Below are 23982 nucleotides of genomic sequence, written 5' to 3'. Positions count from 1 at the left end.
AATCGATTTTCCTACCGCGCTCGGCCAGCATTGGCGCATGCCGACATTCGAGACCGCAGATCGCACCGACATCCGCTACACCGACACCGGGTCCGGGCCGGTCCTGGTCTTCACCCACTCGTGGGGGCTCAATTCGGGCCAGTGGGACCAGGTGATCGAACGCCTGGTGGACAACGGTTTTCGCTGTGTCAGCTATGACCGGCGCGGGCATGACGGCTCCGGGCCATTCGACGGCGAGTGGACTGCCGATCTGCTCGCCGACGACCTGGCCGCACTGTTCGATCACCTCGATCTCGGCGACGCGACGCTGGTGGGCCACTCACTGGGATGCGGTGAGATCGTGCGCTATCTCAGCCGGCACGGGGCGGGCCGGGTCGATCGTGCGGTGCTCGTGGCGCCCCAGCTCCCGATGGTGGTCAGGACCGAGGACAACCCGGACGGCGTCGACGAGGCGATCCTCGAAGGGATGACCGCCGCACTGGAACACGATGTGCGGCAATGGTGTGTCGACAACGCCGCGCCCTTCTTCGGAGATCACCAGGTGCCGCCCGAGGTGGTCGAGTGGACCATGGACCAGGTGGCCGATCTGCCCGTTGCGACGCTGGTCGCCACCCAGCAGATGGGCGCCCACACTGACTACCGCGCCGAGCTTGCCGAGCTCGACCTGCCTGTTCTGGTGATCCAGGGCGATGCCGATGCGTCCACGCCCATCGAGCTCACCGGGCGCCGCACAGTCGCGCTGCTGCCGCGGGGCACGCTCATCGAGATCCCCGGCGCCGCCCACGGGCTGTACCTGACCCACGCCGACCGCATCATCGACGCGATTTCGGTGCAATCACCGGCGCTGACCGCCGCTGAATGCGCCGAAATCGCTGGTTAGCGGCGGGCGTTGAGCAGGTCGATGACCTGTTGGACCAGGTCGTCGATGACGGCGCCGGTGGTGTCGAGCACCAGATCGGGGTTCTCGGGCGGCTCATACGGCGCGTCGACGCCGGTGAGGCCCTTGAGCTCTCCGGCGCGGGCGCGCGCATAGAGCCCCTTGGGATCGCGGCGTTCGCACTCGGCCAGTGACGTCGCGACGTGCACCTCGATGAACGGCAGCCCCGCGGCGTCGTTGAGGGCCCGCGCAGTCTCCCGGTCGGACTTCAGCGGCGACACCAGCGAGGCCAGTGCCACCACGCCCGCGTCGGCCAGCAGCCGGGTCAGATGTCCGACGCGGCGGATGTTCTCGGTCCGGTCACCGGCCGAGAAACCGAGGTCGTCGGACAGGCCGTGACGCAGGTTGTCCCCGTCGAGCAGATAGGCCACCCGGCCTGATTCGACCAGAGCCCGCTCGACTGCCACCGCCAACGTGGACTTGCCCGATGCGGGCAGACCGGTGAACCAGATGGTGGCGCCCCGCTGGCCCGTACTGTTCCAGCGGTAGTCCCGGTCCAGTGACGACGGATGCCATTTGATGTCCGACCGGTTGTGCCCACTGGGCTTGAGCTCGCGCGCCTGCAGGATGATCCCGGCGCCGACGGTGTCGTTGGACACCTCGTCGATCAGAATGAACGCGCCGTTGTCGCGGTTGTCGGCGTAGTTGTCGGCGACCAGCACCGAGCTGGTGCGCAGCGTGACCGCTCCGATGTCGTTGAGCGCCAGCTCAACCGGGGACTCGACCTCGTCGAGGGTCTCCGGATCGAGCTTGGTGTGCAGCTCCTGGACCGTGGCCCGCACCGTGCGGGTGCCCTGCTTGAGAGCCAGCCGGTCGCCCGCGCGCAGCGGATTGTCGAAGAACCAGCACACGGTCGCATCGATCTCCCGGGCCAGGACCGGCGGCACCGCTTCCTCGGAGCCGCTCACGAGGACATCCCCACGCCCGACATCGATGTCGTCGGCCAACTCGATCGAAACCGACAGCGGCGCAACGCCGACCGATCGGTTGCCGTCGAGGGTATCCAGCGCGGTCACGACCGAACGGGTACCGGCAGGCAGGCTCACGACGGGGTCACCGACCTGAAGAGTGCCCGCCGACAACCGGCCGGTGTAACGGCGGCGTTGCTGGGTGGTCGGCCGGGATACCCACTGCACGGCCAGCCGCAGGCTCGCCGGATCGGCATGCGGCGCCGACAGTTCGATGCCCTCGAGGTATTCCAGCAGGGTGGGCCCGTCGTACCAGGGGGTGTTCTGTGAGCGGTGCACCACGTTGTCGCCGAGCTTGGCGGCGATCGGGATGACGGTGAGATCGAGCCCGCCGAGCCGGTCGGCGACCTGCTGTAGCTCACGCTCGACCTCGGCGAACCGGCCCTTGTCGAAGTCGACCAGATCAATCTTGTTGACGGTGGCGACGAAGTGCCTGATGCCCAACAGTTTCGCGATGCGGGCATGGCGCCGGGTCTGGCGCAGCACCCCGGCCCGGGCATCGACCAGAAGGATCGCCACGTGCGCATTGGAGGCGCCGGTGAACATGTTGCGGGTGTAGCGCTCGTGTCCGGGGGTGTCGGCCAGGATGTAGCTGCGGGTGGCGGTGGAGAAGAACCGGTAGGCCACATCGATGGTGATGCCCTGCTCGCGCTCGGCGCGCAGGCCGTCCGACAGTGCCGCCAGGTCGGCAACGCCGTCCGAATCGGTCACGGCCTCAAGATGATCCAGCGGCAGGCTGTCGGTGTCGTGCAGCAGTCGTCCGATCAGGGTGCTCTTGCCGTCGTCGACCGAACCGGCGGTGGTGATGCGAAGAAGTTGACGCGGCCGTGCGTGATTACCCGTCGCTGCGCTGCGCTCCGCTCGCTTCGTCACCTTATTCCCCGTCGCTCCGCTGCGCTCCGCTCGCCTCGTCACCTTATTCCCCGTCGCTCCGCTGCGCTCCGCTCGCCTCGTCATCAGAAGTACCCCTCTCGCTTGCGGTCTTCCATCGCGGCGACGGATGTGCGGTCATCGGCGCGGGTCTCGCCGCGTTCGGAGACGGTGGCCGCCGAGATCTCGGTGATCACCCGGTCGATGGTGGTGGCCTGTGAACGCACGGCCCCCGTGATGGTGAGATCACCGACGGTGCGGTAGCGCACCCACTCCACGGCCGCCGTCTCGGAACCGGTGGGGGTGGCGTACTCCGAGACCGCCAGCAGGATGCCGTCACGTTCGAAGACCTCGCGTTCGTGGGCGAAGTAGATCGACGGCAGTTCAAGGTTTTCCAGTTCGATGTAGCGCCAGATGTCCAGCTCGGTCCAGTTCGACAGGGGGAACACCCGCACCTGCTCACCCTTGCGGATCCGGCCGTTGTACAGCGACCACGGTTCGGGGCGCTGGGCTCGCGGATCCCACTGCCCGAACTCGTCACGGAAGCTCAAGATGCGTTCCTTGGCGCGGGCGCGTTCTTCGTCGCGGCGGGCGCCGCCGAACGCCGCGTCGAATCCGCCGGCCTCCAGCGCGTCGAGCAGCGTGCGGGTCTGTTGCCGGTTACGGGAGGCTCCCGGGCCCGGATCCGCGACCCGTCCACTGTCGATGGTCTCCTGCACCGACCCGACGAGGAGCTTGTGCCCGACGCCGGTGGTGCGGCGATCCCGGAACTCGATGACCTCCGGGAAGTTGTGTCCGGTGTCCACGTGCAACACCGGGAACGGCAACGGTGAAGGGCGGAAGGCCTTCTCGGCCAGGCGCAGCAGGACGATGGAGTCCTTGCCTGCGGAGAACAGCAGCACCGGGCGCTGCAGTTCGGCAACCACCTCCCGGATGATGTGCACCGCCTCGGCTTCCAGCAGTCGCAGCTCGTCGACGTGCAGAAGATCACTGACTGTCATACCGGCAGGCCCTCCTTCTCGGCGTCATTGCGGTAGCGGTCGACCCATTCGTCGGAGCGCTGGTCGGCCTGGCGTTCCAGCGCAGGCTGCGGTGCCAGTCGCGGGTCCAGGCCGAGCGCTTCCAGCACCGTGGCCACCACGGTCGTGAGGTTGCGCCACAGATAGGGATACGACACTTCGATGGGGGAGATGTTCTCCTCGGCGAACCAGGAGCGCCAGCCCTCCTCCTGGGCCTGCAGCAGCCTGACCACATGGGCGATGGCGCCGGCGTGATACTCGGCGCGGGCGTCGCGAACGGGATCGGCCCGGCCGCGCCAGACCCTGGTCTGCACGGCGCGCCAGAACGAAACCGCCTGTGACACAACGTCGGGACGGTAGACATGGATCAGCACCGGGTCGCTGCCGATCACATCGCGGATCGCTGCGAGCAGACCGGGGCCGGACCGCTCCGGCAGGCCCTCGGCGCGCTGCAGCAGCAACGGGGTCTGGTTCCACATCAGCTTGCCGCCCCACACCCCGTTGGGGGTACGACCGACCGTGCGAACGTAATCGCGCCAGATCTCGGACGGGGCCAGGTCCGGCTTGCCCTCGACCAGCGGATCGAGCAGTCGCAGGATCGATTCGTCTTCGACTCCGGCGAACCATTCCAGCGGCTGCGGCGACATGCTGGTGGTCGGCAGGTACTGGAAGAACTCCTGGGGTTCACCGGCCATACCGGTGGCGCGCAGGGATTCCACCAGCAAGGTGCTGCCGCTGCGCTGGGAAGCGAGCACCAGGTAGGCGGTCGGATGATCGGACATGGGCGAGACTCTAACCATCATTTATTTGCGGCGCCTATTCGAAGAAGCGTCAAGAGTTTCAGTTCATCGAGATGAAAACTATTGGTGGGTATCGGTGATGCCGCGGTCGGTCGCGATGGCAGATCGGCTGGTGGCGGGACGACCGTGAATGCTCAGATAGGTCTGGGTATAACGCTCCGAAATGCGGGTCCCCGCGAATTCGGAGGGTATGACGTCGAAAGTCTTCTGGCGCCAGTCGTTCAGCAATAGCGCGAGGTTCTCCGCGATTGCCTCGTCCTTGTCCGTGGCATCCGATCCCAGCAGGTTGTTGCGCTCCGTAGGGTCTGCGACGAGGTCGTACAGTTCGCGGTCGGGCCGGGGTGCGAGGACCCGGTCGCCGAGTGCCCGGCCGGGTGGGCTGTCGGCGATATCCCACGGCAGGTCCAGCAATGGCCGTACCGCGTAATTCTCGATATAGCTGTATTCCTTTGTGCGGATGGCGCGAATGGGGTCGAAAGAATCGTGGTAGGTCTTCGTGGTGTAGATCTCGGAACGGACGGCATCCGTTTCTTCCGAGTTTGCCGTGAGGTTGCCGGCGTGTGACAGTCCCTCGACGTCGGCGGGGATCTCGACACCGAGCAACTCGAGCAGGGTGGGCAGCAGATCGACCCCGCTGAACAAGTCGTCGTAGCGGCGCGGCGCAATTTCTGCACCCCGAGGCGGACGCACGATCAGTGCGATGCCGGTACCTGCGTCGTAGAGCGTCGACTTGGCCCGGGGCAGCGCCGGCCCGTGGTCGGTCATGAAGACCACCCACGTGCTCTCGTCGAGGCCTGCGTCGGCAACGGCATCGAGCAGTTCGCCGACCTTCGCGTCAGCTACCGCGATCGACCCGTAGAACTCGGCGAGATCGTCGCGAACGTCGCCGGTGTCGGGCAGGTAGTCGGGAACCTCGACGGACCCTGAATCGGCCGGGTCGTACCGGTCACGGGGATACGGACGGTGCGTCTCGAAGAATCCGGCCGTCAGCAGGAATGGTTGTCGTGGAGCGTCGGCCAGCCATGCGGTGGCCTGCTCGACCACATACTCGCAGAACGAATTCGACACGTCGAACTCGTCGTAACCGAGGTTCGCCGGGTACGACGTTTCGTGCTGCATTCCGAACAGTGCGGTGTGCCAACCTGATTCGGCGAGCAGATGTGGGAGAGTGCGTACTCCGGCGCGGTATTCCCAGCCGTGGTGGGCCAGACCCACCAGTCCATTGCTCTGCGGGTACCGGCCGGTGAACAGCGAACCCCGTGACGGTGAGCACAACGGTGCGGTGGCGTGTGCGCGGGTGAACAGGATGCCCTCGGCGGCGAGCTGGTCGAGGTGTGGGCTGGCCACGTCCGGGTGGCCGTACACGCCGAGATAGCGGCCGAGGTCATGCCAATGCACGACCAGCAGGTTCTGCCGTTGTGGCTCGGTCACGTCACATCCTTTCCATCCACCCTACGACCGAACCGCCTGCACCTCGCTTCCGCAACCGTTTGGATCATCGAGAGCTACTTATTCGGCGCGGCCCCGTCGGTAGGGTGGGACCATGCCGACCGCCACCGACCCCGCTGCGGTCAGCGGTTACGAGGCCCGCTGGGAGCAGCACAACACCGAGCGGCGTGCCCAGATCCTGCAGGCAGCGGTCGCGTTGATCGAGGAAAATCCGCCGGGCGCCGAGATCTCCATGGTGCGTATCGCCGACCGCGCCGGCGTGGCGAAGTCGGTGGTGTACCGCCAGTTCGCCGGCAAAGAAGAGCTTGAGCGACGCGTCCGGTCGTATGTGTTCGACGATTTCGCGGCGGTTCTGGACACCAACCTCGACGTCGGCAACGGCTCGTTGCGCGACATCCTGACCCGCACCGTGGCGGCGGTCGCCGATTGGATGCTCGATCACCCGCGGCTCGACGAGTTCGCCCGGCGCGGACCGACGTTCGACAGCGACGGCTCGCTGGACGCGGTGAGCGAGCTCAAGCTCCGCATGACCAGGCAATCCGAGGGGATCATCACGGCGATCGCCGAGACCATCCAGGTGGATGACAGTGCGTTCAAGACGGTCCCGTTCGCGGTGGTGACGATGGTGGAAGCCACCTTGTCGGCGTGGATCCACGGTGCGGCGCCCGAGCGGTCACGTGAAGAGATCGTGACGCACCTGGCCGACTTCGCCTGGTACGTCCTCGACGGCGCGGCGCGCGCGAGCGGGCTGGAGATCAACCGCGACGACGAGTTGACGTCGGTGATCGCCGCGCTGATGAACCGTCAGGACAGCAGTCCGCCGTTGTAATCATCGATCAGGCTGCGGACCGTCTCCTGTGCACAGGACTTGTTGGTCCCGATGAAACCGGTCGGCCCGCGTTTGATCCAGCCGGTGACGTAGGCGCCGCGGACCTGCGGCACCCGGCCGCCGTCATTCGGCACGGTGGCGGTGTCGTCGTCGAACGGCAGCCCCGGCACGGGCATACCGCGATACCCGATCGAGGTCAGCACCAGACCGGTCTCGATGACCCGTTGGAGCCCAGTCGATTTCACCCGGGTCGAACCGTCGGGCGCGGCGATCAGTTCGTTGTGGACGAATTCCACGCCCGAGGCTGAGGACTGACCGAGGATCGCGGTCGGCGACAACAGGTACTCGAGCACGATCCGGCGATTGCCGGTTCCGCGCGGTGCCGCGCGCAAGATGGCGGACCGGGGGTCCGACGCAGGCAGGGCGCGCAGGTCCTCGTCGCGGACCACGACGTCGACACCCGGTGTCGAGCACAGTCCGACCAGTTCGGGAACCGTGAACGCGGACTGCTCGACACCGCGCCGCCCCACCACGACGACCTCTTCGATTGCGCTGTCACGCAGAGCTTTCAGGGCGTGCGGAGCGATCTCGGTGCCGGTGAGCCGATCGGGGTCGACGGTGAGAATGCGTGCGACATCGAGGGCGACGTTGCCGTTGCCGATCACGACGGCGCGCCGGTGGGAAAGATCGAAGGACAGGCCCCTGTGATCCGGATGATCGTTGTACCAGGCGACGAACTCGGTGGCCGAGGTGACGCCGGGCAGATCGATGCCGGGAATGTCGAGGCGCCGGTCTGTCGAGGCGCCGACGGCGTAGACGACGGCGTGATGCTCGTTCAGGAGGTCGTCATGGCTGATGTGGCGGCCGACCTCGATGCCGAGTCGTATCTCCAGACGGGGGTCGGCCGCGATGTGGTCGAACTGGCGGGTCACCCCGCGGGTCCGTTGATGGTCGGGCGTCACCCCGAAGCGGGCCAGACCGTATGGCCGCGTGAGTCTTTCGTAGATCCTGACCCGGGCGCCGGGGATGGTCAGCACCTCCTCTGCGGCGTACATCGCGGCCGGACCCGAGCCGACGATCGCCACCCGCAGGTCACCGCCGGTGCGTACCTGCAACGGCGGGACCACCGGGGCCAGGATCGGGCGAGGCCGGCCCGCGGCGTAGAAATCGGCGTTCAGCGTGGCGAACACGTCCTCCGCGCCGCTCAGCTTGGTGTGCGGTTTGATCGCGTCCACCGGGCATGCCGTCACGCACGCCCCGCAATCGACGCACTCGACAGGGTCCACGTAGAGCATCTGTGCGGTGTGGAAGTCGGGTTCGTCGGGCGTGGGGTGGATGCAGTTCACCGGGCAGGCGTAGACGCACGACGCGTCGCTGCAGCAGGACTGCGTGATGACGTGGGGCATCAGGCGAGCGCAACCGCTTCGCGGTCCGGCACACCGCGGTAACGGGCGGCCGCACCGCCGATTCCGCAGCGCTTCCACACCCACCGGCCGACCCGGTTCATCAGGCCGAGTTCCTCGCTGAGGGAACGCATTTCACCGAAATATCCGGACAGGATCTTGCGCGAGTGCGGGCTGCGCCAGAACGCGTCCTTGATCACCTCTCGCGGAATCCCGAACTCCTCGCCGAACGACTTCGGGGGAGCCACGATCTCGTGGGCGAGCCAGCGCAGGGTGAGCGGGAATGCGACACTCGCGAACGCCTTCATGCGCCACGACCGTTCCGGCAGATGGGTTTTGAGGAATTCATGCGCCCACGCGATGTGGCGCGCCTCTTCGGCGATGTGGATCTGCATGGTCCGCAGCACCGCGGGCGGAATGTTGGCGCCCTCGCGGATCAGCCCCTTCTGGAAATGATCGATCGGTTCTTCGCCGGCCAGGATGCCCGCCATGAACGCCGTCGGGGAGTACTGGCCGACGAGGCCGATGTACGGCGACAACCGGCGGAACAGCGGCCGCATGCCCGGCACGTCGACGCCGCTGCGGTTGACCAGCTCCTGGAACATCTGGATGTGGTTGCACTCTTCGGTCATCTCGTGCAACGCGTAGCGGAACTCGGGTGAGTTGTTGGGCAGCTTCATGATGAACGCCATCAATCCGCGGATCAGGATGCTCTCGAAGGCGGCGCCGACCTTCACCGAGTTGAGGGTCCGCCAGCGACCGATCTCGATCTGCCGGGCCAGCGGCTGGGCCTGGTACCACGCGGTGGCGCCGAGCGGATCGACGTTCGGCGACAGCACCCACCGCGGATCGTCGAGGTCGATCGCGAGATCGGGCGAGTCCCATGCGATGTCCAGATAGGGATCGAAGCGGCGGCGCACGGAGCCCCCGGACAGCGTTTGCAACAGATCCTGGTACTCCGCATCCAGCGGTGCGGCGCCAGGCGTGGTGGAAGCCATGGCGACAATTTACCGAGACTTTGTGTCCCGGTAAATAGTGATTTGCGCGGACCTACGGGTGGTAGGGCACTCCGACCGCGCGGAACACGTATTCGGGACCGACGTCGAACGCCAGCGACCGGCGGGGCAGCTGGGCCAGGACGTCATCCGGAATCGCGGTCTTGTAGTGCAGCGACAGCTGGCCGCGGCAGCGCTTGTCGACCTCGGCGACATCAGCCGTCAGCGTCAACCCGGTCGGGTCGAGCTCGGCGTGCATCGCACCGATCTGCGGTGCCGACCACGGCTGGTCGATGCTGCGGCCGGCAAGCTTGGGCAGGGTGGACATCGTGGCCAGCGCGCGGTAGTTCGTCAGGACCAGCGCACCGGCATAGCTGGCGACGCTGCCTGCCGACCGCTTGCCCGGGATCGTGCCCGTGAAACGCCTGGTCACTGGGACGTACTCGGCGAGAAAGAGGATGCCTTCGGCTTCGGCTTCGGTCCGCAGACCCTCCGGCAGAGCGCCGATGTGCATCAGCTTTCGCAGGATCAGTGCCATGCCCTCGACGGTAGCGCGCAAACATGGCAAATCGGTTGGAGCTGGTAGAGATGATCTGGTGAAAACCCGGGACCGATGGCTGATCGTGAGCGCGGTGGCGGCCGTCGCGGTGTACGCGGCGCTATGGGTCGGCTACGCGATGCAGTGGACGTGGCTGGCCGACGTCGACGCCGCCGGGCTGGCCGGACCGTACCGGTACGGCGCGGCGCACCCGGCTTGGGTGACCGCGTGGGACGTGTTCTGCGGGGTGCTCGGACCGTTTGCGTTCCGGTTGCTGGCTTTGGTGATGATCGTTGTCGCGCTGATACGTCGGCGACCGAGAATCGCAATGTTCCTGGTGTTGACCATCGAGCTCAGCGCCGTGACGACCGAGCTCGCCAAGTTCCTGGTGAACCGTCCGCGTCCGGACACCGCACTGGTGCACGCTCTCTCGACGTCGTTCCCGTCCGGGCATGCGCTGGGAGTGATGGTCTCGGTGCTGGCGCTGTCGGCCCTGGCGTGGCCAGGGATTCGCCCCCAGCTGCGAGCCTGGTGGGTGGCTGCCGGAGTGCTCGTCATCGTCGCCATCGGGGTGGGACGTGTCGTGCTCAACGTCCATCACCCCTCTGATGTGGCGGCCGGATGGGCGCTGGGCTATGCCTGGTTCGTCGTGGTCTACCTGCTGTACCCGCCGTATCCGCCCGTCACGGCAGCGGACGAAACACCGGCAGTGCGCGGTAGCGCACGCTGAAACTGGCCTCGCTGAGCACCTCACCGACCTCACCGTCATGAGCCACCGTGGTGGGCCCGTCGACAGCGACGAACCGGAACTCCGGCACCTGCAGCTCGTGATACAGCGGGCTGCGTTCCAGCCGGCCCAGCGCCACCGCCGTTGCGATGCGCAGCCGGCTGAAGCGCCGCCCAGTCTCCAGGATCCGTACGTCGATCAGGCCGTCGTCGAGGCGCGGACGCTGCGACGGGGCGAACCCGGACGGGAAGTACGTCGAGTTGCCCAGGAAGAACAGCTCGGTCTCAAGGGTCTTGTCGTCGTAGCTGATCCGCACCGGGGCTTCCCGGCGCAGCGTCAGATACAACGCGTACATGCCGGCCAGGCGTTTACCCATCCGGTGCTCGAGCTTCTCCCGTGTCCGCACGTACGTCGGATAGGCGCCGATACTCGCGGTGTTGATCACCATGCGTTCCTCGTTGAGGCAGACCAGGTCGACGTAGGCCGCCGAGCCGTCGGTGATCGCCTTGACGGTCCTGGCCACCGAATCGCATCCGATGTCCTTGGCGAAGTGGTTGAAGGTCCCGCCGGGGAACACCGCGAGCGGAACACCGGCCTCGACCGCGATGCCCGCCGCACACGCCACCGTGCCGTCGCCGCCGCCCACCGCGAGTACCTCGGTGCGGGCGGCCGTCTCCCGCAACACCGCCTCGATGTCATCGTCGCCGCCGAGCTCGATGATCTCCGCGTCCGGCAAGGCTGTTCGAACTTCATCGATGATCCGCGCACCCGTCCCGTCGCCTGATGCCGGGTTGATCACCAGCGCGACGCCGGCACCGGCCGGTCGGGGCTCGGTGCGGTATCGCAGCGGTTCGGACTTCGGCAGCGCCGCGGCGGGGATGGTGGGTACGACGCGGGCGCCGAGGACCGCGATCGCGGCGCCGATGCCGAAACCGGCGAACACGTCACCGGGATAATGCGCACCGGTCGCGACGCGGGACAACCCGACCAGGCCGGCCAGCAGGGCCAGCGGCAGGCCGACGGGCGCGGACTCCAGGCCGACACCGACCGCGAAGGCCGCGGCACTCGCGGAGTGGCCCGAGGGCAGGGAGTGCGAGGTGGGGACGCGTCGGGTCCGCCGGGCCAGAGGGATCAGGCTGCGGTCCGGCCGGGGCCGGCGCCAGATCCGCTTGGCCACCTGATTGGTCAGCAGGCTCGTCACCGCCAGGCTGACGACACCGCGCGCGGCGCCACGCCGCACCGACGCGCTGCCCAGCGCACCCATTCCGGCCGCGATGGCAAACCACAGCTTGGAATGGTCTGCAGCCCTGGTCAGCCCCGGCATCACGGCGTCGAGTAGGGGGCTCGGTGACTCCGCCACCGCCTCGAAGACCTCGCGGTCCAATGTGCCAAGGCCCTTGCCGATCGCGCGCACGTCCATGCCGCCAACGTATCTGTCGCGACCAGATCGTGCCTCAAGCTTTATCCGGCCGAGAGGCACGGCAACGACGATGGACGGATGCGCCGACTGCTCGCCCTGCTGTGTGCCGGGGTGGTGGCACTGGCATGCGCACCCACCGCAGGCGCCGTCGACCCGCCGTGGTTCGCCTCCTCGGTCGGTAACGCCACCCAGGTGATTTCCGTTGTCGGCGTAGGTGGTTCGAAGGCCAAGATGGATGTCTGGCAACGCGGCCCGGCCGGGTGGCAGCCGATCGGCGCCGGGATACCTGCCAATATCGGCGCCAACGGAATGGCCCCGCAGACCCATGACGGTGAAATGAAGACGCCCATGGGCGTTTTCAGTCTGGACTTCGCGTTCGGTACCGCGCCCAATCCGGGCGGCGGCCTGCAGTACGTCCAGGTCGGTCCGGACCACTGGTGGGACGGCGACATGAAGAGCCCGACGTACAACACCATGCAGGTGTGTCAGAAGGCGCAGTGCCCGTTCAACACCGACCCGAGCAGCGGGACGGAGAACTTGCAGATTCCCCAGTACAAACACGCTGTGGTGATGGGTGTCAACAAAGCCCGGGTGCCCGGCAACGGTGGCGCCTTCTTCGTACACACCACCGATGGCGGGCCCACGGCCGGCTGCGTCGCGATCGACGACGCCACTTTGGTGAAGATCATGCAGTGGCTACGGCCCGGGGCCGTGATCGCCGTCGCGAAATAGCCGTCAGATATTAAGGGCGGTACCGGGTTCCAGCTTGAAGTTGAGCCCCTCGAGCGACAGCGTCGCGTCGTAGGTGCGGTCGTAACCGGTGGCGCTGATCTTCCAGCCGTCGGGGGTCCGGCGGTAGCGGTCGTGATAGAACGCCGAGCCGAACAACATGAAGTTCATGCTCGGGACGATGACGCGGTCCTGCAGGTACCAGGTGGCCGTCGCCTCGTCGCCGTCGACCTCGATCTCCGGGTGCGCGACGCGATGCTCGGTGATGACCTCGGGGCCCAACGAGCTCTTCATGTACTCGACCAGCGAGTCGCGGTCGGTGAAGTGCAGCGTCTTGCCCATGGACTGCCCGTAGTCGCCGGCGATGTCCTCGGTGAGGGTGGCGGCGAAATCGTCCCAATGCTTGGTGTCGAGGGCACGCAGGTACCGGTATTTGACTTGCTCGATGTCGTCGATGTCACCCATGCCCGACATTTGAGCACACCGCGAGCCGGTGCAATACCCTCTGTGTCCACTGTGAGGAACGTGCAGGATGTTGCGCGAGAGTCGCAGCTCTCGGCCCAAGAAGCGGCACACTCGCCACAGGGGCTGAAATCGTTTGCCGACCGGCCGATCTGATCTTTGTCCAAGGTGACCATCTATGTTCCTGTGTGGCGCATGAGCGTTGCTCATGTGATCAAAAGTGCACCGCCGGAACGTGCTTGGCCTGCCCATTGCGGAGTGTCGGACAGCTCCGAGGCTCTGCTACGGCTATCGTGGCGTGCGTTATGAGCGGCCCGTTGGGGTTGTCGATCGGGACCACCAACTTGGTTGCGGCGCGTGTCGGCAATCAACCTGTCAGCCGGCGTTCGGTGTTGACCTTGTCGACCGACCGGACGCCTCAAGTCGGCATGCCCGAATCCGGTTCCGGTGTCACCTTGAGCGGGTTCGTCGAGCGAGTCGGTGATCCGGTGCCCCTCGTGGCCCCCGACGGCGCGTCCTACCCGGCTGACACTCTGTTGGTCGAGGCTCTCGATGCGATGGTGGAGCTCGCCGGCGGACCCTCCGATCAGCTGGCCATCGCCGTGCCCGCGCACTGGGGAGCCCCCACACTGCGCGCCCTGCGTAATGCGCTGCGCACCAATCCCAGCTTTTCGCGGGACGGGAGGCCGCCGCGACTGGTTCCCGACGCTGTCGCATCCCTGGCCGCCTTGCGCGCCAACCCGGGCCTGCCGGCCAACGGTGTGGTCGCCCTGCTGGACTTCGGTGGCGGCGGTACCAGCATCACGCTGGCCGACGCCGCGTCGGCGTTCGAGCCGATCGACGAGACCACCCGCTACCCCGATTTCTCCGGTGACCAGATCGACCAGGCGCTGCTGACCCATGTACTCGACGGCGTGGCCCAGGCCGGCGGCATCGATCCGGCAGGTACCGCTGCGGTCGGGTCGCTGGCCCGGTTGCGTGAGGAATGCCGTCGGGCCAAGGAACGGTTGTCGGCGGACACCGCAACCGATCTCGGGGTCGAACTGCCGGGTTACTCGGCCACCGTGCGGGTGACCCGCACAGAACTCGAGTCGCTGATGCAGGCTCCGCTCGCCGGTGCGCTGGGCGAGCTGGAAAAAGCGTTGGAGCGCAACGGGATCAGCTGGCAGGCGGTCTCGGCGGTGGTGACCATCGGCGGCGGTGCCAGCATTCCTCTTGTCACCCAACAGCTTTCGGAGCATTCGCAGGCCGTGGTGGTGACCACTCCGCAGCCCGCGCTGGACGCCGCGATCGGTGCCGCCTTGTCCGCCGCCTACCTCGCCGACGCCGATGCACAGACCGGTATGGCGCCCACCCTGGGTGTGGCTGCCGTGGCGCCGACGGTCGGAATCCCCTCCGGTGCAGCGGGATCCGAGGGTTCCTCCACGTTCCGCGCGCTGGCCTGGTCTGAAGATGACGCGGGCGACGACGTGGTGCCCTATACCGGGCCCGACCTGGATTCCTATGGCAGCGAGACCGCGGCGCGTCCAGCCGTGCAGTATGTGCCGCCGACAGGTCCGATCGAACAGCAGCGTGGCGGCTGGGAGCGGTTGCCGTTGACGGTTTTCGCGGTGGCCGCGGCGCTGGTCCTGGTTGCCATCGGTGGGGTCACGTATGCGTTGACGAGTGCGACGGGCACCGCGCCGAGTTCAGAGGTCAAGCCGCCCGAACCCAAGCCGCTGCCTCCGCAGGAGCTGGCACCCAGCCCGGTCGAGGCACCGCCGCCGGCCCCGGTCGAGCCGCCGCCCGCGCCTGAGCCGGTGACCCAGGCGCCGCCGCCGGTCACGGTGACCCAGGCGCCGCCACCGCCGGTGACCGAGACGCGTGTCGTCACGCAGACAACTACGCCACCGCCCGTCACGACGACAACGACCACCACCACGACGACCACGACGACAACGCCGCCGACGACCACGACGACGACGCCGACCACGACCACCACCACGACGAACCCGATGACGACGACCTACGTCACGGTGCCGTTCGTTCCGGTGCCGATTCCGATCCAGGTGCCCAACCGGGGCGAGACCCAGCAGCCCCAGTACCCGTACCAGCAGCATCCGCAGTATCCGTATCAGCCTTACCCGTGACGAAAAGCGGCTGAGCAAGCTACCTTTCGATCAACAATCGGGAGGCATCGTGAACCGCATCTATGCCGTCGCTGTCGGCGTCATCGCCGCTTTCGCATCGGCCGCACCGGCCGTAGCAACCCCCGCCGAAGGCGATGTGGTGCGCACCGATCTCGGTAAGGGCACCACCACCGCACCGATCTGGGTGGTGACCACCGGCCAGCCCACCACCTTGCATGTGCAGGGTCTGCTGCTCAAACCCGGAGCAGCCAGCGGGTGGCACAGCCACCCCGGATGGGAGCAGTCGGTGATCAACGAGGGCGCAGTGGTGGTGCAAACCGCCGCAGACTGCGTACCGGTGGAGTACACCGCGGGGCAGGCGGTCGTCATCCCGGCCGGAGTGCCCCATCGGGTGACCAATGAGGGCTCCGCCGTCGCCGACGTCGTCGTGACCTACACCCTGCCCGCCGATGTCCCGGTGCGTGACGACGCGCCAGCGCTGTGTCCCTAGCTGCGGAAACACATCTGATGCCACGAAACTTTGGGCAGGGGTCAGCTATGTGGGTAAGAGTTCGGTTAAGGTTCTGCTGTGCCTGAGATGGATCGTCGCAGTGTGATGTTCATGATGGGTCTGGGGGTGGCAGCGGCTGCATTGCCTGCCGGGATGGCCAACGCCGACCCGGCTATTGGTGATAACCCGCCTGCGCCTGCCCCCGGTGCCCCCACTCCGCCTGCTGCCGCAGCGGCCCAGCCGACCTTCCTGTTCCAGGATGAGTTCAACGGCCCGGCCGGCTCGCCGCCGGACCCGGCATGGTGGCACCTGATCCCGGAGCGGGAGACCATCAAGAACCCGGTCGAGTGGGACAAGCCGTTCAACATGGGCCGCTACGTCACCGACACCGAGCACGCGTTCCAGGACGGCAAGGGCAACCTGGTGATCCGCGCGACGCGCGGCCCGGGCACCACGATCCAGGAGAAGTACGCCAGTGCCAAGGTCGTCGGAAACTGGCGTGGCGGCATCGGCACCACCTGGGAGGCCCGGGTCAAGCTCAACTGCCTGACCGACGGCGCCTGGCCCGCGTTCTGGCTCCTCAATGACGATCCCGTCCGCGGTGGCGAGGTGGACCTGGTGGAGTGGTACGGCAACCGTGACTGGCCGTCTGGCACCACGGTGCACGCCCGGCTGGACGGTGAATCCTTCGCTACCGACCCGCACCCCATCGACAGCGGCTGGCACACCTGGCGGATGTCGTGGACGCCGACGGGCATGTACTTCTGGAAGGACTATGCCCCGGGCATGGAACCCTTCTTCTCGGTTCCGGCGAACTCGTTGGACGACTGGCCATTCAACGATCCCGGCTACACCCTGGTGCCGGTGTTCAACATCGCCGTCGGCGGTTCGGGCGGTCGCGATCCGAGCGGCGGCAGTTACCCGGCCGAGATGCTGGTCGACTGGATCCGCGTCTTCCAGGGCTGATTTTTCTCTTTCTCTGCGCCGAAACTACGGGTTGTGACGGGTTTTCAGTGATTTCACGTCAGAACCCGTAGTTTCGGCGTTTAAGGGGTGACAGCGGTCCGGAGCTTTCCCGGCGGCGGCGGGCGCAACGCCTCCTCGATGTGATCGAGCGGCACCGGAGGGACGACGAGCGCGTCCCAGGGATAGAGCTCGCGGGTTTCGTCGAGGAATTCGACGGCTCGATGCAGGTGCCGGGGCTCGTAGTTGTGCACGCCGGTGATGGTCAACCAGTGCCGCACAACGGTTTCGGGATCCACGGCCACCGGCGGCCCAGGGGTGACCGACCCGGCCAGTACCAGGGTGCCGCCGATGTCGAGGCGGCCCAACGCATCTGCGACGGCCGCAGACGACCCCGTGTAGTCGATCGCGACATCGACGGGGCCGCCGTCGGAGGCGCGGCCGCCGAACCGCGTCGCCAGTGCCATCCGGTCGGCATTGCGGTCGAGCACCTGAACATCGGCTCCGGCCGCGACGCATGCCGCGACGGCGGTGAGACCGAGCATGCCCGCCCCGCCGATCAGCACGCGCCGCCCGGTCAGCTCACCGGCGGCTTCCAAGGTGGCCATCACCGTCGCCGTCGCGCATGCGGCCGGTGCGGCGACCGCATCGGAAAGCGTCTCGGGGACGACGGCGATAGTGGTGCCGCGGGGCAGAACCACGTGTGCGGCATAGGAGCCCGACAACGCCCAGTCCCCGTCGAACGCCTCGTGGCCCACCTTGCGCACCGACAGACACTTGGCGCTCAGGCCGGATCGGCACCTGTTGCACGTCCCACAGGCCACCGTCACCGACCAGATGACACGGTCGCCGACGTGAGCACCTGCGTCCGGGCCGACAGCGACGACCTCACCGACGGCCTCGTGACCGAGCACCGACGGGCAGGGCGCGCTGCGTCGTCCGGTGACGGTGTGCAGGTCGCTGCCGCACACCGTGGCCAGCCGCACCCGGACCAGCACCTCGCCGGTGCCGAGTTCGGGGATCGGGACGGTCCTGACGTCGACGCCGGAACCGGTCCACACCGCGGCCGCGGTCACACGAGGCGGGATCGGATCCATCCGGACAACCTTTCGATGGCGTAGACGATGACGAAGATGACGAGGACGATCGCACCGGCCACGTCGAAGTTGAGCGTGCGGATCGATTCGAACAGCAGGTAGCCCACGCCACCTGCGCCGACGATGCCCAGGATCGTGGAGGTTCGTACGTTCACGTCGAACAGGTACAGACTGGACCCGACCATCGCTGGCATGGCTTGCGGAATCACGGCCGAGAACAACGTCTTCCACCAGCCGCCACCCACCGAGTGAACGGCCTCCAACGGCCCCGGATCGATCTCTTCGACCGCATCGGCGACCAGTTTGGCCAGGAAGCCGATCGATCCGATGGCCAGCGCACAGGTACCGGCGACCGGCCCGAGGCCCAATGCCGCGACGAACACCACCGCCAGGATCAGCTCGGGCACGGCCCGCACCAACAGGATCCAGCCACGGGCCGCCCAGTAGACCGCAGGGTGGGGTGTCACATTGCGCGCGGCCAGGATGCCGACCGGAATCGACAGCACGACACCGATAGCCGTCGACACCACGCCGATCGCGACGGTTTGACCTGCGGCTGCGAACAATTCACTGCCCAGGGCCGAGAAGTTGGGCGGAATCATCCGGGCGAACACCTCGGTGGCCGGCCCTACCCAGGTGATCAGCGACAGTGGGTTGATCTTCAACACCACCAGCGCCGCGACACAGGCCGCGATCAGCCCGCCGCCGAACACGAACCGCACGACGCGCTCCCGGGCCGGGTTCGACTGCGCCGAATCCAGCAGCATCCGACGGATCACGATGGACAGCAACTCCATCGCCGCGATGATCGCCAGGATGACGCAGGCGATGCCGAGCGCGCGCGGATAGATCAAGCCCCGCAATGCATCCTGCAACGCGAAGCCGATGCCTCCGGCGCCGACGAACCCCAGCACCACCGACATCCGCAGGTTGATGTCGATGCGGTAGATGAAGGTGGCGATCCAGGACGGCACGACCTGAGGGACGACGGCATTGAGCATCTCGCGGAAGTACCCGACGCCCGTGCTGCGCACCGCCTCGCGTGGGCCCGGGTCGGTCTGCTCGATGGCATCGGCGAACACCTTGCCGAGCATGCCGATCGAGTGGATGGCCAGCGCGAGAATGCCTGGTAGCACACCGATTCCGAGGGCCCGGACGAACAGGACGGCGAACAGCAGGTCCGGCATGGCGCGGCAGAACGTGATGACGGCCCGGGCCACCGCCTGCACGGCTGGATGCGGCGTGGTGTTGCGGGCTGCCAAAAATGCCAGCGGCACTGAGGCAATCGCTGCGAGCACGGTTCCCAGCACGGCCATCAACAGCGTCTCGACCGCGAGCCCGGCGATCCGACCCGGATCATCCAAACGGGGCGGGATCATCCGTTCCAGCAGCGCGACGACTTCGTCGAACCCGTTGAGCAGCGTCGCCGGTGCGAAGTCGATCGACCAGGCCGCAACGATAGTGGCGAGCAGGGCTGCGACGGCGACCAGATGCAACAGGCCGGGCAGCGGCCGGCGCTGCGGTGGCGGGGGCACCGACGGTGCCGGGCGTTCGGTCAGTTCGGTACTCACGTCGGACGGGCCGCCGAACGGGCCGCGGGGTCGACGCGTTGGTAGATCTCCATGACGTCGTCGCGAGTCATGCCGACCGCGGGCCGGTCGAGGATCTTCTGGCCGTTGCGCAGGCCGACCAGCCGGTGCGCCCAGCCGAGCGCGACATCCACCTGGTGCAGCGTGCACACCACGGTCAGCTTCTCCTCGATGCACACCCGGAACAGCAGATCCATTACCACGCCGGCGTTTTCAGGATCGAGCGAGGCGACGGGCTCATCGGCGAGCAGCAGGCCGGGCTTCTGCATCAGGGTGCGAGCGATCGCGACCCGCTGCTGTTGTCCGCCGGAGAGGGTGTCGGCACGCCGCTCGGCGTAGTCGGCCAGGCCGACCCGGTCCAGGTAGGTCAGGGCTTCGGCACGCATCGCCTTGGGGTAGGTCAGTACGCCGTAGCGGGGGAGCCGCAGCTGCCCGAGGCCGCCGATCAGGACGTTCTCCAGGCAGCTCAGCCGTCCGACGAGATTGAAGTGCTGGAACACGAACCCCACGTTGCGGCGCAGTGCGCGTAGCTGTCTGGCCGAGGCGGTGTCGACGTGCGTGCCGCCGACCTCGACGCTGCCTGAGGTGACCGGATGCAGCCCGTTGAGGCAACGCAGCAGAGTGGACTTGCCCGATCCGGACAGACCGAGCAGCACCAGCATCTCGCTGCGCCTCACCTCGAGACTGACGTTGTCCAGGGCCAGCGTGTCACCGAAGCGTTTGGTGACATCGCGGGCGATGACGACGAGATCGTCACCGGCCACGGAATGGTGGGGTCCGCTGGTGCTCACCGACTTTCAGCCCTTGCACTTCTCGGAGCCGGTGACGTCGCAGACGTGGCGCACGCCGCTGTAGTCCGAATCCTCGACCGGGACGAAGCCCCACGCGCGTTCGTCGGTGATCCGGCAGGCATCGCCCTGGCAGAAGCCCTCGGCCTCAAGGTTGGGCACGTTGACCTTGTCCGCGAAGAGGGTCTTGAGCTTGCCGATGGCCTCACTGCCCAGCGAATCGTTGGCGGCGAAAACCGACCCGGCGATCATCTCCGACTTCCACACCGTCTTGAGCTGACCGGGTTTGAGATCACCCTTGGCGATCATGGTCTTGTCGACCATGGTGTCGAACGCGAAGCCGGCGTCACAGTCGCCGTTCGCGATCGCCAGCGCCGAGGAGTCGTGGCCGCCGGCGAAGATCGGGGACATCGCCGCGGACAGGTCGCCTTCCGATCCTGACTTGATCACCCCGGCCTCGATCAGTCCGGCGGTCGGGTAGAGGAAGCCAGAGGTCGAGCTCGGGTCCACGAAGCAGACCTTCTTGCCGGCAAAGTCCTTGAGGCCGTTGACGTTCGCCTCGTTCGCGCGGGCCAGGCCATAAGACTGATAGCCGGGCTTGGCGCCCTGTTCCTGGATCACCGCACCGACCGGGGTGACTTTGGCGCCGTTGACTCCGGCGACCACGTAGGCGAATGGGCCGAAGAAGGCGAGGTCGACGTTGTCGGCGATGATGCCCTCGACCACCCCGGCGTAGTCGGAGGCCTGCACGAACTCGACCTTGGCGCCGGTCTCCTTTTCCAGCAGCTTGATCAGCGGCTGGTAGCTGGCCTTGAGGTCGGTGGAATTCTCCGCCGGGATCGCGGCCAGGGTGAGGGTCTCCGGGAAGCCTTGAGCGGTCTTGGCGTCGGGGTTGTCGGAACTCGAACAGCCGGACAACACGAGGGCGGCGCTGGCGGCTGCCACGGCAGCGATCCGGGCAGGCTTACACGAGGTGCGGAACTTCATGGCGCGCGGGACCTTTCGGGGCGGGGTCGATTGACGGGCAGTACTCATGCGGAGGTGTGCCACTGCCATGCCCCACACCCTGTGTGTTGGTCTATACCAGCGGGTGCATCGAAGTTGGCGAGGAGGTTAACAACGCGGCAAGTCTTGGTCTATACCAAGACTTGCTACTGTGAGCGGGTGTCCGCGAGCGCAGAACCCCGGGTTCTCAAGCACCAGGTTGTGCGCGCACAACTGGAGCGACTGCTCGACGACCTGCAGGTCGGAGACCCGTTCCCCGCGGAGCGGGAGATCGCCGAGCGGTTTGACGTAGCCCGTGAGACAGTCCGCCAAGCACTACGAGAGTTGTTGTTGGCCGGGCGTATTGAACGGCGCGGCCGAACCACCATCGTGGCGCGGCCCAAGATCCTTCAGCCCCTGTCCATGGGGTCCTACACCGAGGCGGCCAAGGAGCAGGGCCGCAGCGGCGGACGCATCCTGGTCGGCTGGAGCGACCTGATCGCCGACGATGTTCTGGCCGGACAGCTCGCCATCAAGGTGGGTGCCCCCATCCTGCAGCTCGAGCGCGTCCTGACCACCGACGGCATCCGGGTGGGGCTGGAGACCACCAAGCTGCCGGCCGCGCGGTACCCGGGCTTGCGGGAGGCTTTCGACTATCGCGAGTCGCTCTACGCAGAGATTCGCAGTCGCGGAATCCACTTCGAGCGGACCGTCGACACGATCGAGACCGCGCTGCCGGATGCGCGGGAGTCGGCGCTGCTCACCGTCGACACCCGCACCCCGATGTTCTTGCTCAACCGAGTGTCCTACGACCAGGATGGGATTCCGATCGAGCAGCGTCGCTCCCTGTATCGAGGCGACCGGATGACCTTTACTGCGGTGATGACCGCGTCGTAGGCCGGCCCCGGCGATCGTCTACGGCCCCGCGAGGTGTTTTTGAATTGAAATGCCCGTCGACGCGGCAAATGGTGTCCTTAAGAAACCGGAGCGCCCGTGACCAATTCGTGACCTTTGACCTGCGTAAACACGCCGCAAATGTGCTTGACAGTCATTTAAGGAAACTCTCAGAACAGGGGAGCGGTTGCTGCGACCCCTCGGAAGTGCCCGTATGGTGCCCGTGTGGGCCGACACGCATTAGCCAGCCCCAGTCAGCGCAAACTGCCGACTGTCGCGGCTGCAATCATCGCGCCGGTCGCTGCGTTCTTCGCCGGCGGCAGTGATGTAGCTTCATCCCCCTTTTCCGACGCCGCTAAACCTGTCGTGGCTTCTGCGCCGGCCCCCGAGTCGCCGTGCTGCATGGAGATCGTGGCCGCGCCGGCCGCCTCGACGTCGACGGTCGTCGCGCAGACCGTGAGCCTGAGCGCGGGCCAGGCACCACCGGCAACGGCCTCGCGCTGGCGCGTCATCAACATCCCGCAGCTGTTGCCCATCGGCGACGCCCCGGAACGCGGCCTGCAGGTCAAGACCATCCTCGCGTCCCGCGCCGTCAGCGCCGACTTCCCCGAGATCCACAGCATCGGCGGCGTCCGTCCGGACGCACTGCGCTGGCACCCCGACGGCCTGGCCCTCGATGTGATGATCCCCAACCCGAGCAGCGCCCACGGGATCGAGCTGGGCAACCGGATCGTCGCCTACGCCCTGAAGAACGCCGACCGGTTCGCCCTGCAGGACGCCATCTGGCGGGGTACTTACTACACGCCCGACGGTGGAGCGAAGGCCGGCGGCTACGGCCACTACGACCACGTCCACCTCACCACCAAGGGTGGCGGCTACCCGACCGGCGGCGAGCTCTACCTGCGCTGAGCGTGTCATCGGACCGCGACCCCGGGTTCGGCTTAGATTCGCCTCGTGGCGCGCAGAATGTCGTTCCGCCGGGCGCGATCTGTGATGAGCGCCGAGATTGCCGCGATCCGCCGCACTGATCCCGACCTCGACGCCGGTGACATCGCCGGATTCACTCTCCCGATCCTGGTGCGCGCCCTGGGTGTGGTGGCCGTCGGTGTGGTGCCCCTTCTGGTGGTGCGCAACGGGGAAACCGCGAACGAGCAACTCGTCCCGGTCATCGGCTCCCTCGCACTCGTGATCATCTGCGCGGCCGTGGTGGCCTGGCTGATCTCGATCGTCATCTCCGGCCTCGTGGTGATGATCCTGTACCGGACCAGGCCCTCGTCCTCCTCGCGGCTGGTGATGCGCATCCTGACCGACTCCTTCATGCGCATCGACGACTCCACCTCGGCGCTGGCACTGCTGGCCCTGCTCGCCGGCCTGCTGTCGCTGGCGTTCGGCCTGCCCACGCGCAGCGGGGACGAGCTGGCGAACTCGGTACTCGACGATCTGCTGGCCGCCCAGATCGGCGTCCTGTTGGTGGCGCTGGGTTTCGCCTTCGTCGCCGAATCGATCCGGTCGGCCGCCGACATCGTCGACGACCAGTCGCTGCTGCTGGCCTGGCCGTGGGCGCTGATCATCGCGTCGCTGAGCTGGGTGCTGGCCACTGTCGCGGGCCCGTTCGAAGCGACCCGCATGCTCACCATCCTGCTGCACGAATGGTTGCCCGCCGTCGTCGACGATCACCCCAGCTCCCAGGTGATCGCCGAACTGGTCCCGCCCTCGGCGCGGTGGTGGGTGGCATTCGGCCCACTGCCGATCATCGCCGCGATCTGGGCGTACGAGGCATACCGGCACGGTGGGTTCACCGCGATCCGGCATTTCTTCGACGACGACGCGCCTTCGGAACTTCCGGACTCTCCGCGAGACAGCGACGCATCCGCGGGTTAGCCTTCGCGAAAAGGGGGTGCG

23 protein-coding genes are annotated in these 23982 nt (G+C 67.0%); 10 read left to right on the top strand and 13 right to left on the bottom strand.

The window, feature by feature from the left end:
• Nucleotides 1-37: 37 nt before the first annotated feature.
• Nucleotides 38-880: an alpha/beta fold hydrolase gene (locus ACNQR1_RS33720; protein WP_418049847.1), complete on the top strand. Its 843-nt coding sequence runs from the start codon at nt 38-40 to the stop codon at nt 878-880.
• Here the strand turns inward: ACNQR1_RS33720 and cysC are convergent.
• From cysC to ACNQR1_RS33700, 4 genes are all read right to left on the bottom strand, one after another.
• Nucleotides 877-2778: an adenylyl-sulfate kinase gene (gene cysC / locus ACNQR1_RS33715; protein WP_418049846.1), complete on the bottom strand. Its 1902-nt coding sequence runs from the start codon at nt 2776-2778 to the stop codon at nt 877-879. The genes ACNQR1_RS33720 and cysC overlap by 4 nt on opposite strands.
• An 83-nt stretch (nt 2779-2861) precedes the next feature.
• The gene (gene cysD, locus ACNQR1_RS33710) at nt 2862-3776 is read right to left on the bottom strand and encodes a sulfate adenylyltransferase subunit CysD (protein ID WP_418049845.1); all 915 of its coding nucleotides are present in this window, start codon (nt 3774-3776) and stop codon (nt 2862-2864) included.
• Nucleotides 3773-4576 carry a trehalose 2-sulfotransferase gene (stf0, locus tag ACNQR1_RS33705; protein WP_418049844.1) on the bottom strand — a complete coding sequence of 268 codons (804 nt, stop codon included), beginning with the start codon at nt 4574-4576 and terminating at the stop codon, nt 3773-3775. Before stf0 ends, cysD begins: the two co-directional genes overlap by 4 nt.
• Before the next feature lie 78 nt (nt 4577-4654).
• A complete protein-coding gene (locus tag ACNQR1_RS33700) occupies nt 4655-6025 on the bottom strand; it encodes a sulfatase (RefSeq protein ID WP_418049843.1) in 1371 nt (456 codons plus the stop codon).
• A 112-nt stretch (nt 6026-6137) separates the two neighbouring features.
• Between ACNQR1_RS33700 and ACNQR1_RS33695 the strand changes: the two genes are divergently transcribed.
• Entirely contained in the window at nt 6138-6872 is a 735-nt protein-coding gene (locus ACNQR1_RS33695; protein ID WP_418049842.1) for a TetR/AcrR family transcriptional regulator, read from the top strand.
• On the opposite strand, the gene ACNQR1_RS33690 is transcribed toward ACNQR1_RS33695, so the two are convergent.
• From ACNQR1_RS33690 to ACNQR1_RS33680, 3 genes are read right to left on the bottom strand one after another with little or no spacing between them, the layout of a single operon-like run.
• A complete protein-coding gene (locus ACNQR1_RS33690) occupies nt 6848-8278 on the bottom strand; it encodes an FAD-dependent oxidoreductase (protein WP_418049841.1) in 1431 nt (476 codons plus the stop codon). The two genes, ACNQR1_RS33695 and ACNQR1_RS33690, sit on opposite strands and share 25 nt — an antisense overlap.
• Nucleotides 8278-9273, bottom strand: coding sequence for an AurF N-oxygenase family protein (locus ACNQR1_RS33685; RefSeq protein ID WP_418049840.1), 996 nt, complete (start codon nt 9271-9273; stop codon nt 8278-8280). Before ACNQR1_RS33685 ends, ACNQR1_RS33690 begins: the two co-directional genes overlap by 1 nt.
• Before the next feature lie 52 nt (nt 9274-9325).
• The gene (locus ACNQR1_RS33680; protein WP_418049839.1) at nt 9326-9808 is read right to left on the bottom strand and encodes a hypothetical protein; all 483 of its coding nucleotides are present in this window, start codon (nt 9806-9808) and stop codon (nt 9326-9328) included.
• Between the two features lie 58 nt (nt 9809-9866).
• Between ACNQR1_RS33680 and ACNQR1_RS33675 the strand changes: the two genes are divergently transcribed.
• Nucleotides 9867-10538, top strand: coding sequence for a phosphatase PAP2 family protein (locus ACNQR1_RS33675; RefSeq protein WP_418049838.1), 672 nt, complete (start codon nt 9867-9869; stop codon nt 10536-10538).
• Here ACNQR1_RS33675 and ACNQR1_RS33670 read toward each other — a convergent pair.
• Complete coding sequence (locus tag ACNQR1_RS33670; RefSeq protein WP_418049837.1) at nt 10492-11955, bottom strand: bifunctional phosphatase PAP2/diacylglycerol kinase family protein; 1464 nt, start codon at nt 11953-11955, stop codon at nt 10492-10494. The genes ACNQR1_RS33675 and ACNQR1_RS33670 overlap by 47 nt on opposite strands.
• Nucleotides 11956-12033: 78 nt before the next feature.
• On the opposite strand from ACNQR1_RS33670, the gene ACNQR1_RS33665 reads away from it, so the two are divergent.
• Nucleotides 12034-12687 carry a L,D-transpeptidase family protein gene (locus ACNQR1_RS33665; RefSeq protein WP_418049836.1) on the top strand — a complete coding sequence of 218 codons (654 nt, stop codon included), beginning with the start codon at nt 12034-12036 and terminating at the stop codon, nt 12685-12687.
• A gap of 3 nt (nt 12688-12690) precedes the next feature.
• Here ACNQR1_RS33665 and ACNQR1_RS33660 read toward each other — a convergent pair whose 3' ends face one another.
• Complete coding sequence (locus tag ACNQR1_RS33660; RefSeq protein WP_418049835.1) at nt 12691-13149, bottom strand: nuclear transport factor 2 family protein; 459 nt, start codon at nt 13147-13149, stop codon at nt 12691-12693.
• 302 nt (nt 13150-13451) lie between these two features.
• Between ACNQR1_RS33660 and ACNQR1_RS33655 the strand changes: the two genes are divergently transcribed.
• The 3 genes from ACNQR1_RS33655 to ACNQR1_RS33645 all read left to right on the top strand — a co-directional run bounded on the left by ACNQR1_RS33655 (nt 13452) and on the right by ACNQR1_RS33645 (nt 16731).
• Nucleotides 13452-15275: an Hsp70 family protein gene (locus ACNQR1_RS33655; protein WP_418049834.1), complete on the top strand. Its 1824-nt coding sequence runs from the start codon at nt 13452-13454 to the stop codon at nt 15273-15275.
• A 49-nt stretch (nt 15276-15324) separates the two neighbouring features.
• Nucleotides 15325-15765, top strand: coding sequence for a cupin domain-containing protein (locus ACNQR1_RS33650; protein ID WP_418049833.1), 441 nt, complete (start codon nt 15325-15327; stop codon nt 15763-15765).
• Nucleotides 15766-15852: 87 nt separating this feature from the next.
• Nucleotides 15853-16731: a family 16 glycosylhydrolase gene (locus ACNQR1_RS33645; protein WP_418050607.1), complete on the top strand. Its 879-nt coding sequence runs from the start codon at nt 15853-15855 to the stop codon at nt 16729-16731.
• 80 nt (nt 16732-16811) lie between these two features.
• On the opposite strand, the gene ACNQR1_RS33640 is transcribed toward ACNQR1_RS33645, so the two are convergent.
• Genes ACNQR1_RS33640 through ACNQR1_RS33625 form a run of 4 tightly spaced genes read right to left on the bottom strand, consistent with a single transcriptional unit; the run spans nt 16812 to nt 21189 of the window.
• The gene (locus ACNQR1_RS33640) at nt 16812-17825 is read right to left on the bottom strand and encodes a zinc-binding dehydrogenase (RefSeq protein WP_418049832.1); all 1014 of its coding nucleotides are present in this window, start codon (nt 17823-17825) and stop codon (nt 16812-16814) included.
• Complete coding sequence (gene phnE / locus ACNQR1_RS33635; protein ID WP_418049831.1) at nt 17801-19396, bottom strand: phosphonate ABC transporter, permease protein PhnE; 1596 nt, start codon at nt 19394-19396, stop codon at nt 17801-17803. Before phnE ends, ACNQR1_RS33640 begins: the two co-directional genes overlap by 25 nt.
• A complete protein-coding gene (gene phnC / locus ACNQR1_RS33630) occupies nt 19393-20205 on the bottom strand; it encodes a phosphonate ABC transporter ATP-binding protein (RefSeq protein ID WP_418049830.1) in 813 nt (270 codons plus the stop codon). Before phnC ends, phnE begins: the two co-directional genes overlap by 4 nt.
• A gap of 6 nt (nt 20206-20211) precedes the next feature.
• Nucleotides 20212-21189: a phosphate/phosphite/phosphonate ABC transporter substrate-binding protein gene (locus ACNQR1_RS33625; protein ID WP_418050606.1), complete on the bottom strand. Its 978-nt coding sequence runs from the start codon at nt 21187-21189 to the stop codon at nt 20212-20214.
• A gap of 177 nt (nt 21190-21366) precedes the next feature.
• Between ACNQR1_RS33625 and ACNQR1_RS33620 the strand changes: the two genes are divergently transcribed.
• The 3 genes from ACNQR1_RS33620 to ACNQR1_RS33610 all read left to right on the top strand — a co-directional run bounded on the left by ACNQR1_RS33620 (nt 21367) and on the right by ACNQR1_RS33610 (nt 23961).
• Nucleotides 21367-22083 (top strand): GntR family transcriptional regulator, encoded by a 717-nt coding sequence (locus tag ACNQR1_RS33620; RefSeq protein ID WP_418049829.1) that lies wholly within the window; start codon nt 21367-21369, stop codon nt 22081-22083.
• Nucleotides 22084-22305: 222 nt separating this feature from the next.
• Nucleotides 22306-22989 (top strand): hypothetical protein, encoded by a 684-nt coding sequence (locus ACNQR1_RS33615; RefSeq protein WP_418049828.1) that lies wholly within the window; start codon nt 22306-22308, stop codon nt 22987-22989.
• A gap of 57 nt (nt 22990-23046) precedes the next feature.
• Nucleotides 23047-23961 carry a hypothetical protein gene (locus ACNQR1_RS33610; RefSeq protein WP_418050605.1) on the top strand — a complete coding sequence of 305 codons (915 nt, stop codon included), beginning with the start codon at nt 23047-23049 and terminating at the stop codon, nt 23959-23961.
• Nucleotides 23962-23982: the final 21 nt, after the last annotated feature.

It is taken from the genome of Mycobacterium sp. 48b (assembly GCF_048282725.1).
Lineage (GTDB): Bacteria > Actinomycetota > Actinomycetes > Mycobacteriales > Mycobacteriaceae > Mycobacterium.
Note: the sequence above shows the minus strand (reverse complement) of the source record. Positions and strands in the feature narration are given on the sequence as shown.